General features: G+C 42.4%; 18 protein-coding genes. 15 read left to right on the top strand and 3 right to left on the bottom strand.

The features are described 5' to 3' along the window. Positions 1-93 precede the first annotated feature (93 nt). Positions 94-555, bottom strand: coding sequence for a chemotaxis protein CheX (locus AB4585_RS21080; protein WP_017059940.1), 462 nt, complete (start codon positions 553-555; stop codon positions 94-96). Between the two features lie 17 nt (positions 556-572). After that, complete coding sequence (gene zur, locus AB4585_RS21075) at positions 573-1,031, bottom strand: zinc uptake transcriptional repressor Zur (protein ID WP_372170819.1); 459 nt, start codon at positions 1,029-1,031, stop codon at positions 573-575. Between the two features lie 433 nt (positions 1,032-1,464). On the opposite strand from zur, the gene AB4585_RS21070 reads away from it, so the two are divergent. The 8 genes from AB4585_RS21070 to AB4585_RS21035 all read left to right on the top strand — a co-directional run bounded on the left by AB4585_RS21070 (position 1,465) and on the right by AB4585_RS21035 (position 8,839). Next, positions 1,465-1,674: a hypothetical protein gene (locus AB4585_RS21070; RefSeq protein ID WP_017059942.1), complete on the top strand. Its 210-nt coding sequence runs from the start codon at positions 1,465-1,467 to the stop codon at positions 1,672-1,674. A gap of 24 nt (positions 1,675-1,698) precedes the next feature. Then, positions 1,699-2,853 carry a hypothetical protein gene (locus AB4585_RS21065; protein ID WP_017059943.1) on the top strand — a complete coding sequence of 385 codons (1,155 nt, stop codon included), beginning with the start codon at positions 1,699-1,701 and terminating at the stop codon, positions 2,851-2,853. A gap of 216 nt (positions 2,854-3,069) precedes the next feature. Further along, positions 3,070-4,545, top strand: a complete 1,476-nt coding sequence (locus AB4585_RS21060; protein ID WP_017065767.1) for a glycerophosphodiester phosphodiesterase — start codon at positions 3,070-3,072, stop codon at positions 4,543-4,545. A gap of 43 nt (positions 4,546-4,588) precedes the next feature. Then, positions 4,589-6,952 carry a hypothetical protein gene (locus tag AB4585_RS21055; RefSeq protein ID WP_017059945.1) on the top strand — a complete coding sequence of 788 codons (2,364 nt, stop codon included), beginning with the start codon at positions 4,589-4,591 and terminating at the stop codon, positions 6,950-6,952. Between the two features lie 85 nt (positions 6,953-7,037). After that, on the top strand, positions 7,038-7,169 hold the full coding sequence (locus AB4585_RS21050; RefSeq protein ID WP_017059946.1) for a hypothetical protein: 132 nt from the start codon (positions 7,038-7,040) through the stop codon (positions 7,167-7,169). Next, a complete protein-coding gene (locus AB4585_RS21045; protein ID WP_102428658.1) occupies positions 7,170-7,364 on the top strand; it encodes a hypothetical protein in 195 nt (64 codons plus the stop codon). It begins immediately after the preceding gene. Positions 7,365-7,442: 78 nt separating this feature from the next. After that, a complete protein-coding gene (locus AB4585_RS21040; RefSeq protein WP_372170815.1) occupies positions 7,443-8,342 on the top strand; it encodes a hypothetical protein in 900 nt (299 codons plus the stop codon). Next, entirely contained in the window at positions 8,342-8,839 is a 498-nt protein-coding gene (locus tag AB4585_RS21035) for a Panacea domain-containing protein (RefSeq protein WP_102428660.1), read from the top strand. Before AB4585_RS21040 ends, AB4585_RS21035 begins: the two co-directional genes overlap by 1 nt. Positions 8,840-8,899: 60 nt before the next feature. Here the strand turns inward: AB4585_RS21035 and AB4585_RS21030 are convergent, their stop codons facing one another. Then, positions 8,900-9,964 (bottom strand): tyrosine-type recombinase/integrase, encoded by a 1,065-nt coding sequence (locus tag AB4585_RS21030; protein WP_372170813.1) that lies wholly within the window; start codon positions 9,962-9,964, stop codon positions 8,900-8,902. Between the two features lie 104 nt (positions 9,965-10,068). Between AB4585_RS21030 and dusA the strand changes: the two genes are divergently transcribed. The 7 genes from dusA (at position 10,069) to AB4585_RS20995 (ending at position 17,212) form a co-directional block, all read left to right on the top strand. Beyond that, positions 10,069-11,073 carry a tRNA dihydrouridine(20/20a) synthase DusA gene (gene dusA, locus AB4585_RS21025; RefSeq protein ID WP_372170811.1) on the top strand — a complete coding sequence of 335 codons (1,005 nt, stop codon included), beginning with the start codon at positions 10,069-10,071 and terminating at the stop codon, positions 11,071-11,073. A 206-nt stretch (positions 11,074-11,279) separates the two neighbouring features. Further along, entirely contained in the window at positions 11,280-11,501 is a 222-nt protein-coding gene (gene pspG / locus AB4585_RS21020) for an envelope stress response protein PspG (RefSeq protein WP_017059950.1), read from the top strand. A 135-nt stretch (positions 11,502-11,636) separates the two neighbouring features. Continuing rightward, complete coding sequence (locus tag AB4585_RS21015) at positions 11,637-12,305, top strand: TIGR04219 family outer membrane beta-barrel protein (protein ID WP_372170809.1); 669 nt, start codon at positions 11,637-11,639, stop codon at positions 12,303-12,305. Positions 12,306-12,496: 191 nt separating this feature from the next. Continuing rightward, positions 12,497-12,727: a hypothetical protein gene (locus AB4585_RS21010; protein WP_004735813.1), complete on the top strand. Its 231-nt coding sequence runs from the start codon at positions 12,497-12,499 to the stop codon at positions 12,725-12,727. Positions 12,728-12,850: 123 nt separating this feature from the next. Next, positions 12,851-14,716 (top strand): assimilatory sulfite reductase (NADPH) flavoprotein subunit, encoded by a 1,866-nt coding sequence (locus AB4585_RS21005; protein ID WP_017059952.1) that lies wholly within the window; start codon positions 12,851-12,853, stop codon positions 14,714-14,716. Further along, the gene (cysI, locus tag AB4585_RS21000; RefSeq protein WP_065584776.1) at positions 14,716-16,443 is read left to right on the top strand and encodes an assimilatory sulfite reductase (NADPH) hemoprotein subunit; all 1,728 of its coding nucleotides are present in this window, start codon (positions 14,716-14,718) and stop codon (positions 16,441-16,443) included. The genes AB4585_RS21005 and cysI overlap by 1 nt, the downstream gene beginning before the upstream one ends. After that, positions 16,436-17,212 carry a phosphoadenylyl-sulfate reductase gene (locus AB4585_RS20995; RefSeq protein ID WP_017059954.1) on the top strand — a complete coding sequence of 259 codons (777 nt, stop codon included), beginning with the start codon at positions 16,436-16,438 and terminating at the stop codon, positions 17,210-17,212. The genes cysI and AB4585_RS20995 overlap by 8 nt, the downstream gene beginning before the upstream one ends. The last annotated feature ends 299 nt before the right edge of the window (positions 17,213-17,511 follow it).

Here is a 17,511-nt window from a genome sequence, read left to right as displayed (position 1 = left end):
GGCCTCCTCCTACTCGATTCCGTTGATTTTACGGCAATAAAAAAGGCTGACGTATGTACGTCAGCCTTTCGTTTTATATTTACTCGATTGTCTCTATTCGAAACAGATCTCGATGAAAGCATTACCCCATTGAGATGAGAAAGGCATGATGATGATTGCCCCATCACACTTGTGACGAATCGTATGACCTTTACCGGAAACCACGATTGGTGTTGCCATATCGAAGTCAAAACCGCTTTCCGCAAGAATACGTTTCGCACCGCCAGTCACCATGTTAGTGATTTCACCCACCATATCGGTCACTTCTTCGTTGAGGCCGTTTGGTCGTTCACCAAGCATGTTTTCCATGATTTCGAGAGCGAGACCTTCATCAAAGGTGATCGACATAGAGCCACGAGATTGTGTACCCACCATACCAATTAGGCCGGATACATCACCACGAGCGATTTCATCTTTCTTAACTCTCGGTTTTTGTGGCTTCAATTCTAGAGAAGCCATCGTTTTTAATACGTTCATCAAAGAAGCTAAAAACGGGTTTACAAATTCAGCGCGCATAATGTTCTTCTATAATCTTATTCTTTCATCTCGGAGGAGCAAGATTGGCAAATGCCATGCGATTCAATGACATGATTCGTCAATTGAAAGCCATGCTTCTCAGCGTTACTGGCGAGTAGGGTGACAAGCGCATCGTCCTGCAGTTCTATCACAGTGCCACATTTATCGCAGATCAGTAGTTGGGAGAAATGTTTGTTGGCATTGCAAGAGCAGCAGCATATGAAGCTATTGGTTGACTCAACTCTGTGAATGAAACCTTGCTCCAACAAGAAATCCAAAGCGCGATATACTGTAGGTGGCTTGGCTTGCGGTTCACTGACTTTCAACTGCTCTAATAATTCATAAGCACTGGAGGCTTTTTTATTAGAGAGGATGAGCTCAAACACTCGCTTTCTTTGAGGTGTTAATCTAACGCCTCGCGATTCGCATATCCCTTCAACTTGCTCTATTAATGTGTGGTCCAAATTTTTCACCATTCAATCGGACATCCCTAATCAAACCTTATTTCTAGGTTACTACGTTTTGGGAGCCAATGATTTCTATTAAAGTCAGGTACAGAGCGTATTGTGACCCACGACTTTGAATAAGACAAGGTAACTCAAAATGACAGTGTGACTCAAGGCATAACTGATTAATGAGGTTGAATTAGAGATCTGGTGAATAGGTTTATAAAAAAGTATGAGGTAAAGTTGATATGACATCTTCATTTGAGTTCAATTTAGCTCAATTAATTTTTCTTACAATAATGTGCTGTTTTAAATCACATTTCTTATCGCATATTGTTCCTTATTCGCTAAAATCGATGCCTAATATAGACTAGAAGAAGACTATTGACCCCTCCTGTCAACATGAGCTTGTCATGGTGTATTGTAGTTTTAGTCTTTAATTTCAAATGCTTGGAGTTAAGCTGTGGAGCAAGTAAACAAAGAATCATTTCTGAAACTGTTGTCCATCTATAATCAAAGAGAAAAACGTTATCAACAACGTTTGGATGACTTTAAGGCCATGAGGGATAAGCTTGAAGAAGTGGAAGAACCAAGAGTTAAAAAAAATGAGCTATACATCAAACTGGCTATAGCCGCAGCTATTATTTTAGTCATCGCCTTTATCTTTATTTAAGTCGTCAAATTGGAAGGGAATAAAATGAAAAAGCATTTTGACGCTTTGGCTAAAGCTTCATTAGAAAGTAGTCATCTTAACCTTGGTGAATGGTATGAAAGCTATGGTTTAGCACTGCACTTATTCAAGTCTGATAGCAAAATTTACACAAAGGCGATGAAAAAGCGAGACGGTCATAAAAAGCACATTGCAAAATATATTGAACCTAAGTTACTCACCACGGAAGGAGTAACTGAGGAGTTTAAAAAAATAATGCGTTGGAAGACCTTTGTTGAACGATGGGACGCATATTACGAACCTATTGCAAAGCCTCAAGATCGCGTGCATCACTTGTCTGCAGTATTGGAGGCTTTGTCCGATGAAGATGTTCCACGAGCTTTAATCGAAATCGATAATTTGCCGGTTGACTACTTGATCAACGATACTTTTTGGGGCGAGGTCATTCTCTTTATCGTTGCCGCAAGATCAGGAGATCAAGAGCAGGCCCGATCAATAACGCAAGAACTGTACAACATGGCGCAGAGCGATCACAACACAGCGTTACTTAGCCATTTGTTACCAGCTTTATGTAAGAAATATTTAGATGAAGAGTATTATCCATGGCAAATGAAGGCTCGTGTAGTGAACTGGAATGGAGAAACTTATCATTGTGTTCCGGTATTAATACACAACTTTGATGCTTTTGGTGGTCAAGAGTACATAAACCATACTCCTGTCAGACAACGTGCTCGCGTTGAAAGAAAACATAGCGTGGATTACGTGTATTCTACAGACCGTTATGGAAACCGAGGTCAAAGCATCGCGAGTGCGACTGCTAATGTTGGAATCGCCGTAGCGAGTGCGACAGGTAAAGTTATCGGCCATACTTTGCTTTTGGGCGCCGCAGGGGCGATATATCTAGCGTTAGCCGGTAAGATTCGAGTAAATCACTACAATAATTCCAATCATAAGATAGTCTTAAATCGTAAGACCGAGATGCCTGTCAATTCGTGTGGTTATATCGTGACTAAACAGAACAGTACTATTGAACCATGGCAGGATGAAGAGGGGAGCGAAAGCATAGACAATAGCTTTTCGTTTTTGAACTTCACAGATGGTTTGGCTTATCCATGTCGAAAGGGGTATGACATCCCAGATGAACAAGGGCTTATTCAATTATTATTTGATGAAATAATGTAATCATGATTTGTATTTATGAGTTTTTGAGCCTTTGCTTTCAATCAAATTAAACCATTAAATACGTCCACTCCAACAACATATCAACAATCGAAATCAATGGTTGGAGTCATCATATATTAGCACTTTGCGGTCTCCGTGCTTGGAGGCCGACTTTGTCGTGCTCAGCGTGTGAAACCCAGTTATGTCACATATAAGCTACCAACGGATAAGGATCTCATGTTTTCACCACCTTCACGTGTAACCACGCTTTCAAGAGGGCTGCTTGTCACTACTATTGCTCTTATTCAGGGATGTTCATCTACAGATAAAGTAACACCACCACAACCAACCTTGGAGCGAGGGCTTGGATTACCTGCAGATGCAAAACTAATCTCGAATCATAACTCAGCAGAGGGGCGAGAAATGTTTCGTGATATGCAGTTGGCGTTAAAATCGCGCAATCTTTATCAAACCATGGGAGGGGATATCTCTTACATCAAAGGACAGTGCCCTATTGATGTTATCGCCCACCGTGGCAGCTCTAATTATGCTGAAAACTCTCGTAATGCGATTCAAATGGCGGCGGTAAGTGGTTTTGATGGAGCAGAAATTGATGTGATGCTGACGCGTGATAAAGATTGGGTTGTACATCACGACATAGAAACAGGAAGAGCAACCGCTCGTAGTGATGGTAAGCGATATCGCGTGAGTCGTATGAAGAGTAGTGAGTGGAACTCTCTGAGTGGAAGGAGCCCTGACGGAACATTAGATGGGTATCGTCCCGCTTATTTCAATGAAGCCGTGAATGATTGGTACCATTACGCAACGATTGAACAACCCCTTAATATTGAAATAAAAACATCAGATGGCTCCATGGAAGATTTGTTTAAACTCGACGAAATGGCCAGACAAAGTCTCCCCTATAGAAACTATTTTTATTCATCAATGGATATGGACGTTCTGAAAAAAATGCGGGAAATCAATTCAAGTGTTTATCTTGGGTATGTATGGGAGCCTCATTCGGCGTCGGTTGCTCAGTTTAAGCGGGATGCAAAACGAGGCATGGGTTCTGATGATTATTATCAGAAAAATAAAAAGAATATCGATCGCGCCTTTGCTATGGAGGGGCGTTATCGTAAGCATAAGCCCAAACATTCCGCTAAAACGGTAAAACGAATACTTGGCCCCAATAGTGGATTACATGTTGATATAAGAAGTTACCGACAATATGCGACAATTTACAGCCGTGCGAAAGCGCAAGGCATGAAGGTGGTGACTTATACGATTAACGGAACGGATTACCACCAAGATCAATTGGTCTCGTTAGCTAAGGCAGGTCGACCTCTGCCAGATGAGGCGATCATGGATACCAGTAAGTTCTCTATTTGTCAGCAGCTTGCTCCACAGCTTGTCGTTCAATCAAATGGCTACCAACCCACAACGTTAGCAGGCGAAACCGTTGCTGGCCTACCCAATGACGCTGATTTTCACCGACTCTATGAACAAATAGATTACCTCAAAGATGGCCATTACATCACTAACCGAGGTCTCATTAGGAGTGTGTCATATTCCAAGCCTGCTAGCGTGAAAGGTGTGAAAAAAAGAACGCAAACAACGCAGAGCGCGAAGCCAGCAGTGCTGTTTGATATTCAAGATGAAGATTTAAATTTAAGTAACGATGCGATCAGCATTTCGATGCCGACAGAAAAATGATGTTTGATGAGAACAGGGATAGACAAATTATGGAAGCGTTAAGATGAAACCAGTTCCTAGCCAGGACGTAATAACCACAAATAATAAGAAGCCGAAATGGTTGGCTGTTTTGTTGTTTTTTTGTTCACTTCTTTATCTTTTTCCTGAAGTCGCTTTCAACGCCAAGTTGGTTGAAATTGCGGGTGGAATCGATGTTAGTGATGCTCAATTACATAAAACGGAGCTATTTGGCCGAACCATCTCAGGGATCGGGGTGACTTTAATTGTTGCGGATTTTCTACTTAAAGGATGGCTGACCACGACGAAGTTTCGCGCTATTTCATCGTTGGTCGTGATTACAGCTTTGGTTTGGCCAACGGTTTTTTTTGGTCAAAAGGCGGTAATAGATAAATGGTTGATTGAACCGAGTAGTGCAAAGCAGAGACAGGAGGCTTTCTTTTCCTCTGTACTGCGATCTAGTTTAGCGATGAATGCGATTAATATCGAAGGGATCCCTTATAACTCAGAGGCGAGTACCGAGTCGTCAGAAATGACTTTTCTCGCTTTGATCGGTGGGTTGGTTTACAGCAATGATGCATTCTTAAGTCATATTGATGATAAGAAAGTTCAAATTTTGGATCGTTATATTCAAAATCGAGCAAACGCCAATTTCGATGAGCACTATGCGAACTATAAAGTATTACGGAGTGAAGTTCAGCAATCGTGGCATCAATATCAAAAACATGTTGGGGCGTATAATCAGACGGTAGAGTCTCGCCATCAAAAGGCCAATCAAGCGTGGGAAGAGGTCGAGTCGACCGTCGCGACGGGGTATCGTGATTATCAACAGGCGAGTAAGGCCTATTTAACGAGAGCAGAGGCGAGAGCACAAAGAGTTGCACAACCTATTTTTGACCTATTTGATGATAAAGAACGCTGTTATAAACGCAAAGGAAGCTCAAGAGCCAATTGTATCAGCCGCATTGAAGATCGCTATGAACGCTTATTAAAAGATAACTCGATTCCCCACCAACCGATGGATTATTGGTTAGAGAAAACCTTTCGACGAACGAAAGGTGAAACATCTTGGGGGGAAGCATTCGGTTCTCTAGGCTTATCAGTTATCCAAGCCGGTATTGAGCAGGCGACAGGGCAAGCTGGAGAAGCCATTCAAGATAAAACGTATACCAATAGTGTCGCTCATTACACACCACGAATACTGGCAGTGTGGCAAAAACAGTTCTTAAAAGAGACCGGTTATCCTATGGGAATCGACTCTATGTCGGAGTTTCGCTCCCACTCTACAACAGCAAGTAAGGTTCGTACTCAAGTTCATCGAAAGGGGATCCATTTAGACTCCAATTGGCAAATAAACCAAATTAGCGTGTTTAAAAATGCAGTCAGAAACAAAGTTATGAAGGACACCAAAGCTCGTTGGCATGCCGAGGCAAAGCAGCGGGGTTACGACATTGAACCGAACTTATCTTGGAATGATTTTCAAAAAGTAGCCGAAGTTCAGCAACAAATAAAGAATCGTATGGGCGAACGTTATTACGTCGAGCCCATGATGGCGACGTGGAATAATAAGCAATTTTACCAACAGGTTATTGTTCCAAATGTGAGGCGTGAGAGAGATTATTGGCTAGGTTATATTGAGGCGTCACGCGCTCAGTTTGCTGATGATGGCCCTTATGCTGAACAAGGCAAAGCGGCATTGCGTTCTATCATTGTGCCGCCAATATCAATGGGACTATCGCTATTTCTCGTTGTCCTAACGGTGTTTAAGCTGCCAGGAAAATTTATCGTGTTGATGAATTACCATAAACCACGGCCAGCACCGAACTTGAAGAGCAAGGCTCTGAATATAGGCAGCTCGTTTATCGTCATATTCGTTATTCTTGTTGTGCCTGTGAATGTATTTTCATCCAAGTACACTCAAACGGACTCAACGATTGGCTTTTTCTTAGAGCAAGTCAGTGACACACTATCTCCGTCGGCTTCTTATGCCGTTCGTTGGGTGATACATACTCAACCGTTGATTCATCCACTTGGCGCTCAAATAGACAAAAGTATGCGTATTACTGATGGGTTTTCTACCTCTTTGGAGCATTCGGTAGCGGAGTTGGATGGTGTTTTTGCTCGTTATTTAACTCAGCGTGCTGAGAGCGAACCGGTGAGTTCAGCTAAAAACAATAATGAAGCCCAAACGGAGTTTCCTATGTACATCAATTCAAATGCACAGAACCAACCGGGTTTTAAGGTTCGAATAATGAATATTAAGCCTAGGTACCAAGCCGGTATGCGATTGCCAGAGGGTAATTATGATGTTGAGGTCCGTGCCAATGGATACCAACCAAAGCGTTTATGGGTAAAGCACAGTAAAGGAAAAGCCTCTCACCGAATCGAACTTGAAAAGTTGGTTATTTAAGTCCGCGTCATAGAAAGTGAACAGAAGAAAATGATCTGCTCCTTCCACTAAAAAGGGTTTAGCGTTACTTGGCGCGGGAGCTGCTTTGGTAGCTGGTCACCCTGAACTTATCACCGCGAGCGTATCGGCAGACGGTGTTCAATTCGGTGGCATTATTGGCGCAAGTGCTCCAATAGTATTTGGCCTATGGGAAACCCTACGCAATGAGTTCAAGTAAATGGCAGAGTATCAAGCCATTATAATTGCAGTGATTACCGGAGGAATATCGAGTATTGCAACGATAGCCGCTGTGAAAGTTGATATGAGCTGGGTGAAAATGTCACAGAAAGAACAAAAGCAGGAGATCAACGAGTTAGAGAAAAGAACAAGAACGGTAGAAATCAAGCTTCAAGGGCTAAAAGATAAGTCTTGAATATGCAACAAAGTAAAAAACTTATAGCAATTATGATATATTGCTATAAGTTTATGGTTTATTAGAAGAAGATTTTACTTGGATACCCTTTTAGCTGAAGCACCTAGACATAAAAAAGTTCTATGGGGTGTAGCTCGATATTCATGGATAGGTGCGGCCTTGAGTGCTATGGGTTTTGCATATATTGCAGTTCCAGCAGAGCTTCAGGCGAGTGTTAGAGGTTTTGTTCCTGTTGAGTTGAGAATATTTATGCTCGATTTGTTAGGTGCGAAAGAGTGGTTATTGGTACTCCTCTCTCTTACTGTTTTCTTCGCTATTTGGGGAACCGTAGCTCCATACGCAAGTCTGAGTGTATTGAAGAACAAATTTACAAAACTTGGCGAACAACATAGAGAGCTTCGTGAAGAACATGATTCGTTGCAATCAAAGTACGATGAAAGGCTGTTAGATTGTTATCAAATATTTAGTGATTACATTTACATAATTTTCAAGTATTTAAAGCTAACGAGCAATGAACGTATTAGTATATATAGAGTGGAGTTAGGGCACTTTAGGTGTATTGGACGATATTCTTTGAATGAGAGTTTTAAATCCAAGCCTGAACGAATGTATTCGAAGTCCTATGGTTACTTGGCTAAAGCATGGGAACAAGGTGGTGTTACTGATGCTACTTCACCTTGTCCTAAAACGAGTCTAGCGGATTATATAAAGTACCACGCTAGTAAGTTCGGAGTTCCAGAAGACGTCATTCGAAACAGCAATATGAAAAGTAGGTCGTTCTGTGCGATTCGTATTCTAGATACAAAACGAGATGCGTTGGCAGTTATTGTGTTTGAATCTACCAATAGTAATGGATTACCTTTTAGTAAGATTAATCGATGCATAAATGATGATGAGAGACGTAAGCTTTCATTTTTAATGGAAGGGCTTAGTAGTCATATGGTCTCAATTGAGATCGCTCACAAGGAGGGTTTCTAATGATTAATAAATTTATTATTTTAGTTAAATACTTTCTACAAAACTATCCAAATAAAGATGAATTATCGGCTTCCAGATTAACAAAAATGGTCTACTTGTCAGATTGGCGAAATGCGCTTGTGAATAACAAGCAGCTAACTGAAACTAAATGGTTTTTTGATCATTACGGTCCTTATGTCGATACCTTGAAGGAATCGTGTAACGCCAATTCAGGAATTACGTCTTATACTTCTCGCAACATGTATGGAAAGAAGAAAACTTGTTTCACATTAAACGATGATAGTTCTGACTACATGGCGCATTTATCAATATCAGAAAAGGAAATTTTGGACTTTGTTATTGAGAAAACAAAGACTAAAAATTACGATGAATTTATCAAATTAGTGTATTCAACGTATCCTGTAGCTAATAGTGAGAAATACTGCTCGCTAAATCTGACTTTGATGGCGAATGAGTACAAAGATATGCTGGATTCTCCGACAAAATATCACCATTAACTTTTAAGCTCAAAATTACAATGTTGTGATTTTGAGCTCAGAGTATGTTTGGTGTTTAACTTATTTTTCATGCAGTTTGTGTGGGAAAAGCTGGGTGTAAACCTGCCAAAGAATATTCAGATTCCTATGACCAGTTACTTGGGCTACTTCTTCAATAGAGTAGCCCTTTTCAAACAACCGACTTGCTCCCTCTCTTCGTAGGTCGTGATACCTTAAGTCTTCAATACCCAACTCGTTCCTTACTCGCTGAAAGCCTGCGCTAACACTTCGTGAGTTGTACGGGAAAATTAGCTCACCTTTGTTTGGTTGTTTTAGTACGATCTCAAATGACTCACCAAGCAACGGCACAACCATGTGATTGCCATCTTTCTTCCTTGGGTCTTTTCTATCTCTAACGAGTATCGTTTTATGTTCTTGGTTGAGGTCTTCCCAACGCAGCTTGCAGACTTCACCAATTCGCATACAAGTAAGAATGCTGAACTCAAGAATGTCAGTGAATGGGATTCGAGTTGTACCGTTTGGCCGGAAAGACTCACGTTGCTCTAACCCAAGCTTTAAGAGTTTCAGTTCTTCAGAGGTAGGGCGGCGTGTTCGTTTCTGACTTTTACCGACTAACCCCATATCAATCAGAACAGGGACGGCTTCATCAAAAATCTGGTGATTGGTGTCGATGTTGAAGACAGGCTTAGACTTTTTCATTACAGAACGTAGGTAAGCAATATCATGATAAATCGTTGCGGGTTTGGCTCCTGCGCCTCTTCTGTTTTTACAGTGCTCGATTAAGTCGCTAGTTCGTAGCTGATTACTCTCAACTTGGGCGATGTCGCAATCCCTAAGCATCTTAATCACATAGCGTTTGGTGCGGCCTGTATTGTCCCAAAGATCTCTTTCGGTCATGAATAAATCGAGGAGTACCGAAAGGGGGACTGTTTTTGGCTGATTGAGTACCCCTTGAGCTTCTAGTTCAGCTACCCTTTTTTTACCGAAAGCTTTAGCGAGTGCTTTCTTTTTTAGAGTTTTGCTTTCCCTGTGTATAATGCGCGAATTCTTTTTAACGATGATTGTTACCTTGAACCTTGGTTCACCGCTTTTTAGCTTTCTGGTCTCGATGGTATAACTTGCCATTGTCCAACTCCTAAAGGGGTACTTGAGGGGTACTACAGGAAGTAATTCCGTTTAATTCTAGGTAATTCACTGTATGTTTGTACAGTATTAATTGAGACTGAATCATGACAAACACTAATAAAACCAGTAAATACGCTAGTAACCGACTTTCTGTTGCACCCATGCTCGATTGGACTGACCGCCACTGTCGTTACTTTCACCGTTTGCTTTCTCAGCAGACGCTTCTGTACACGGAAATGGTAACAACGGGCGCGATCTTACATGGTAAGGGCGACTTCCTAGAATATAACGAGCAAGAACATCCTCTTGCACTTCAACTCGGTGGTTCAAACCCGGTTGATCTTGCTGCTTGTGCCAAGCTTGCTGGTGAACGCGGTTATGATGAAGTGAATCTTAACGTAGGTTGCCCTTCAGACCGAGTTCAGAATGGTCGATTTGGTGCATGCTTGATGGCTGAGCCCGAGTTGGTGGCAGATTGTGTTTCAGCGATGAAAGATGTCACTGATATTCCAATTACCGTGAAAACGCGTATCGGTATCGATGACCAAGACTCTTATGAGTTTCTAACTAAGTTTGTTTCGACGGTTTCTGAAAAAGGTGGCTGTGAGCAATTTACTATTCACGCGCGTAAAGCGTGGTTGAGTGGCCTTAGCCCGAAAGAGAACCGTGAGATCCCACCGCTAGATTACGATCGTGCATACCAAATCAAGAAAGATTTCTCTGATCTGGTGATTGCCGTGAATGGTGGCGTTACTACTCTTGAGCAAACTAAAGAGCACTTGCAACACCTTGATGGTGTGATGATCGGTCGTGAGGCTTACCATAGCCCGTTTATCTTGGCTGAAGTTGATCAGCAGATCTTTGGTTTAGACACGCCAATTAAGAAGCGCTCACAAGTGGTTGAAGAAATGTACCCGTACATTGAGCGTGAGCTTTCAAATGGTGCAAGCTTAGGACACATATCTCGTCACATGCTTGGTTTGTTCCAAAGCATGCCGGGCGCAAGACAATGGCGTCGCTACATCAGTGAAAACGCACATAAGAAAGGTGCAGGTATTGAAGTGATGCAAACAGCATTGGCTAAGATCCCTAAAGAGCTAAATGTTTAAGCTCCCTCTAAGTTAAAAACTTAAGGTTAAATTCGCCACTAGAGGTTAAATTTACCACTATAAGTTTCCGAAAAGCCACGCATGAAGATGTGTGGCTTTTTATTTATCTGATAAATAAGGATTTTATAGGGTTGGCATACTTGGTATGGAAGCTGCAATGTTAGAAAGTAGGAAAGATAGGTCATTAACTCATTAGGGAGACCATTATGTTTGAATTAATATTTGTTCTTATTTTCGTTGCGACTCTACTTGTCACTGGTATTACGTTTATGACGGTATTGGCTGCAACCGGAGTGGCGTTATTAGTCATGTTGGTTTTAGGTATGATGGGCGTCGTGTTTAAGTTACTGCCTTGGTTGATCGTGATTGCAATCGGTGTGTGGTTTTTCAAAAATTTTGTACACAGTTCTAACCAGAGACGTTACTAAGGTCATCGTGCCGTCAAATCTTTACTCGTCAGCGGTTTATCGTTTTAGAATTTAAGATGTGTGGTAGAATTTTCCCCAATAATCTATGAATGTGCATACAATTAGCACTACGATATGGAATTGGAGCTATCTCAAATGAATAAAATGCCATTAATTGCTTTAGTGGGAATGCTATCTTTAAGCTCGGCAGTGTCTGCTGAAGAAGAGTTTTCTTACACGGCTAAAGTCGGTGCCGATATGTGGTGGGGAAGTACAAAGCTAAACGAAGTTAGACAAGATGATGACTCTAACTCACCTTCGTTGTATTTCGCATTTGAGCATAATGCCCCGATGCTACCAAACGCTAGCTTTCGCTATACTTCTGTTGATGCAGATTCATTGGCTTTCGATAAGTACGATTACACCTTCTATTACACGTTGTTAGATCACAAGCTGATGAACTTCGATGCGGGTGTGACGTTTACTCAGTATTCAAACTCGAATTACATCGAACCGAAAACGGGTGGCGCTCAAACAAGCTTTGATGAATTCACTTGGAGCTTCTACGGCAACGCAGAGATCAACGTTCCTGAGACCAATTTCGATATCATCGGTACGATGGAGTTTGGTGATAGCAGTGGTATTAAGAGCACTGACTTGATGGCGGGTGTTCAGTACCGAATTCCAGTATCAGAATCTGAAATTGCCCTGCGTGGTGGTTACCGTGTTATCGATTTAGATTCGGATGAGTTCTTCTCTTCAGAGGTTGGCAAAGAGTTTGTCATGGTTGATGGCTGGTTTGCTGGCGCTGAAGTGCGCTTCTAGGCCATATAAAGCAAATTTAGAACGAATTTTGAGAACGCCACTTTATTAAGTGGCGTTTTTTATATCTATTGGTTATATCCTTCTGGAATTAGTTAGCACATTCATCACTTTCGACCATCCTTTATACAGAGAGCTAATTAGCGTCTATTCTTATAAGGTCTATGTTGTGAGGTCAAAGCAAGGGATGGAATATGACACTCAATGAATTACGAAATTTATATAGAGAAAATCTGTTAGTTGAAGCGATCATAGAGCCCTCAATTCAAGAAGGGTCTTGGGTTGTGGAGTTTCGCCATATGGGAGGTGGCTTTGTTCTGCTTACTGATGTTCATGGTGAAGAGTGCCATTACGCGGATTTAGACCTAGCATCTAAATCGGCAATGGCGGTTGGCTTTCAGCAAGTGCGTATTGAAAACCAGTAAGTCAATTTGCGTTTCAATCGGTTTTTACTTCCAAAAAGTTATAAAACATACTTTTCTATTCTTTCTTGTTATTAAAAGGAGTGGTTAATCTATCGTCACGCAATGATTAGGGATGTCGTGACCATGTCTTTAAATAAGAAAGAGTCTTCACAAAATAATAATGCACAGTCTGGGGCTAATGAGTTACCTGGGCTAGCAGCACCACTTAATGACCAACAATTGGGTCATCTTCAGCAAACTGTTTCTGAACTGTCTTCACAGCAACTGGCATGGGTCAGTGGTTACCTTTGGGGAGTGAGCCAAGCTCAGCCTGTCGGTGCTGCTGCGCCAATCGCTCAAGCGGCCGCTGCAGTAGCGGCTAAGCCAGCGGGTAAGCTCAGCATTATCTTCGCTTCTCAAACCGGTAATGCTAAAGGCGTCGCTGAATCGCTCGAGGCAGAAGCAAAAGCCTTAGGTATCGCCGTCGAGCTTTTCGATGCGAGTGATTATAAAGGTAAGAACTTAGCCAAAGAGACACACGTCATTTTCGTCGCTTCAACCAATGGTGAGGGCGAAGCCCCTGATAACGCGATTGAGTTGCATGAATTCCTTCAATCGAAGAAAGCGCCAAAATTATCAAACCTACAATACGGTGTGATTGGTTTAGGTGACTCAAGCTATGAGTTCTTCTGCCAAACGGCTAAAGACTTCGATAACTTCCTCGCTAAGCTTGGTGCGAAATCGTTTGTCGATCGCCTTGATTGTGATGTTGATTACGAAGAGTCAGCAACGGAATGGCGCGCTAAAGCGTTATCACAAGTTCAAGAAACGCTATCGACAGGTGCCGAGGCTGATATCGTTCAGTTGCCAGTAGGCCAAGCAGCTGCCGGTCATTCGCAATACACCAAACAAAATCCATATACAGCGACACTATTAACCAGTCAAAAGATCACGGGTCGTGACTCGGGTAAAGATGTTCGTCATATCGAGATTGATCTTGATGAGTCGGGCATTACCTACCAACCCGGCGATGCGCTAGGCGTATGGTATGAAAACAGTTCGGAGCTCGCAAATCAGATTCTTTCTAAGGTTGGGTTATCGGGTATCGAAAGTGTCGATGTCGATGGTGAGAATCTATCTATCCATAGTGCGCTAGTGAGTAAATTTGAGATTACCACTTCAAACCCTCAACTTGTGACTAAGTTTGCTGAGTTATCGGGCAGCAAGAAGTTAATCAAGCTGGTGGAAGATAAAGACAAGCTTCGTGAATACGCGGGTAATACTCAAGTTGTCGATGTTTTAGCTGAGAAGAAAACTAAGCTATCGGCTGATGAGTTAATCGGCCTGTTACGTAAGCTGACACCGCGTCTCTATTCTATTGCATCAAGCCAAGCAGAAGTAGATGAAGAAGTTCACTTGACGGTTGGTTTGGTTGAATACCAAAAAGGCGAAGAGTCTCGTTTAGGCGGAGCTTCTAGCTTCTTAGCTCAACGTCTTGAAGAGGGTGGTGAAGTGAAGGTGTTTGTTGAGAACAACAATAACTTCAAATTACCACAAGACGACAATACACCAATCATCATGGTCGGCCCGGGTACCGGTATCGCACCGTTCCGCAGTTTTGTTCAAGAGCGTGAAAACAATGATGCTGAAGGAAAAAGCTGGTTGTTCTTTGGTGACCGTACCTTTACTCAAGATTTCTTATACCAAGTTGAATGGCAAAAGTACCTCAAGTCTGGCGCGCTAACTAAGCTCGATGTTGCCTTTAGCCGTGACCAAAAAGAAAAGGTTTATGTTCAGGACCGTTTAATCGAACAAGCAGAGCAGGTGTGGCAATGGCTGCAAGAGGGCGCGTACCTCTATGTCTGTGGCGATGCGACTCGAATGGCTAAAGATGTTCATGAAGCGTTAGTTTCGATAGCGGAAAAGCATGGCAACCAGAGCCGCGAGCAAGCTGAACAATATATTAATGATTTACGTAAAGCGAAACGTTACCAAAGGGATGTGTACTAATGAGCAAGCAAGTAATAGAGCAAGAAGTGCTAGGTCAAGTACTTGGACCTTTGGCTGACAATGAGCGTCTTAAGCGTGAAAGTAATAACCTACGCGGTACGATTGAACAAGATCTCCAAGACCGCATAACAGGTGGCTTTACTGCTGATAACTTTCAGTTGATTCGTTTCCACGGTATGTATCAACAAGACGACCGTGATATTCGTAACGAACGTACCAAACAAAAGCTCGAACCGTTACATAACGTCATGCTTCGTGCTCGTATGCCTGGTGGCATCATTACCCCTAAGCAGTGGTTGGCGATTGATAAGTTCGCAGACGAAAGTACCTCTTACGGTTCAATTCGTCTAACAACTCGTCAAACGTTTCAGTTCCACGGTGTCTTGAAGCCGAACATTAAGTTGATGCACCAAACGCTAAATAGCATTGGCATTGATTCAATTGCGACAGCGGGTGATGTAAACCGAAATGTTCTATGTACGACAAACCCGGTTGAATCTGAACTTCATCAAGAAGCTTACGAGTGGGCGAAAAAGATCAGTGAACATCTATTACCGAAGACTCGTGCTTATGCAGAAATCTGGTTAGATGGTGAAAAACTAGAAACAACGGATGAAGAACCTATCCTTGGTAGCAACTACCTACCGCGTAAGTTCAAGACGACGGTTGTCATTCCTCCGCAAAATGATGTGGACGTCCATGCTAACGATCTTAACTTTGTTGCTATTGCTGAAGACGGAAAGCTGGTGGGCTTTAATGTGTTAGTCGGTGGCGGTCTTGCTATGACACATGGTGATACCTCTACTTATGCACGTAAAGCTGACGACTTTGGTTTTGTGCCATTAGATAAAACGTTAGATGTAGCAGCGGCGGTGGTAACGACTCAGCGTGACTGGGGTAACCGTTCAAACCGTAAGAATGCAAAAACCAAATACACACTAGACCGTGTTGGTATTGATGTATTCAAAGCAGAAGTAGAAAAGCGTGCAGGCGTAGAATTTTCTGAAAGCCGTCCTTATGAGTTTACTGGCCGTGGTGATCGCATTGGTTGGGCGGAAGGCATTGATGGTAAGCACCACTTGGCGTTATTCATCGAGAATGGTCGTTTACTTGATTTTCCGGGTAAAGCTCTGAAAACAGGTGTTGCTGAAATAGCGAAGATCCACAAAGGTGACTTCCGCATGACTGCAAACCAAAACCTAATTGTTGCGGGTGTGTCGACGAGTCAAAAGGCCAAGATTGAAAAACTGGCGCGTCAATATGGCTTGATGGATGATGCTGTTTCAGAGCAACGTAAAAACTCAATGGCGTGTGTGGCTTTCCCAACATGTCCTTTAGCAATGGCAGAAGCTGAGCGCTTTCTTCCTGAGTTTGTAACGGATGTTGAAGACATTCTGAAAAAACATGGATTACCAGAAGAAGATAACATCATCCTTCGAATCACAGGTTGTCCAAACGGTTGTGGTCGTGCAATGTTGGCTGAACTTGGTTTAGTGGGTAAGGCTCCGGGGCGTTACAACATGCACCTAGGTGGCAACAAGGCCGGAACTCGTATCCCTAAGATGTATAAAGAGAACATCACATCAGCTCAGATCTTAGAAGAGATTGATGCGCTGGTGGGACGTTGGGCTACAGAACGCAACGACAAAGAAGGGTTCGGTGATTTTACAATCCGAGCTGGCATCATCGAAGAGGTGATCATTTCCAAGAGGGATCTGCATGCATAATTCTGTCGCTTCAAAATTGAAGTTAGCAGAGCTACTCGCATTGACTAAGACGGAGCAAATACTTCGTCTTGGACAAATCAACGCAGAGTTAGAGCAGCTAACCGCATTAGAAAGAGTTAAGTGGGCTTTAGATAATTTAGAAGGGACACATGTTGTGTCTTCTAGTTTCGGAATCCAAGCAGCATTGATGTTGCACCTAGTGACCCAAGCAAAACCAGATATTCCGGTTATTTTGACTGACACAGGGTATCTATTTCCGGAGACCTATCGCTTTATTGATGAGTTAAGTCAGAAGTTGACTCTAAACCTTCAAGTCTTTCGCGCCCAACAGAGCCCTAATTGGCAAGAAGCGCAATATGGAAAACTTTGGGATCAAGGTATAGAAGGGATAGAGAAGTACAACAAGCTTAATAAAGTTGAACCGATGAGAAGAGCGTTGGATGAGCTCGAGGCTGGGACATGGTTTTCCGGTTTAAGAAGAGAGCAATCTCAATCGCGTGCAAATTTGCCAATCTTATCTATCCAAAATGGTGTGTTTAAATTTTTGCCGGTAATCGATTGGACGAATAAAGATGTTCACTATTACCTAGAAGAGCATGGTCTCGGTTATCACCCGCTTCGAGAGCAGGGTTACCTTTCTGTTGGAGATACACATACAACTAAGAAGTGGGAACCGGGTATGACTGAAGAGGAAACTCGTTTTAATGGGTTGAAACGCGAATGTGGTCTCCATGAAGATGATGGAGAGCAATATGGTTCTGGGATTTAGACTCGTTGCCATTTAAAAAGCTGCCATGAGGCAGCTTTTTTGTTTTCTAGGATGAAAATCAGAGCAATTGTGGATAAGTCTGTGGTTATTTTGTAAGTACTCTGTAGTTAAACTTGCACAAATAAGGCTTTGAGTGTTTATTCACCATGTAATCGTTATTTTTGCATCTTTCTTTAATAAACACTTGCCAATGTGATGAACATCTCTATAATGCCGCCTCACTGACACGGCAGACGCCACAAGGCTTCAGCGAGAAATGTTAGTAAGGCAACTAGCTTTAGCGATGATTCGCTTCTACT

Origin of the sequence: Vibrio sp. 10N.222.49.C9 (assembly GCF_041474985.1) — a bacterium.
GTDB lineage: Bacteria > Pseudomonadota > Gammaproteobacteria > Enterobacterales > Vibrionaceae > Vibrio > Vibrio crassostreae_C.
Note: the sequence above shows the minus strand (reverse complement) of the source record. Positions and strands in the feature narration are given on the sequence as shown.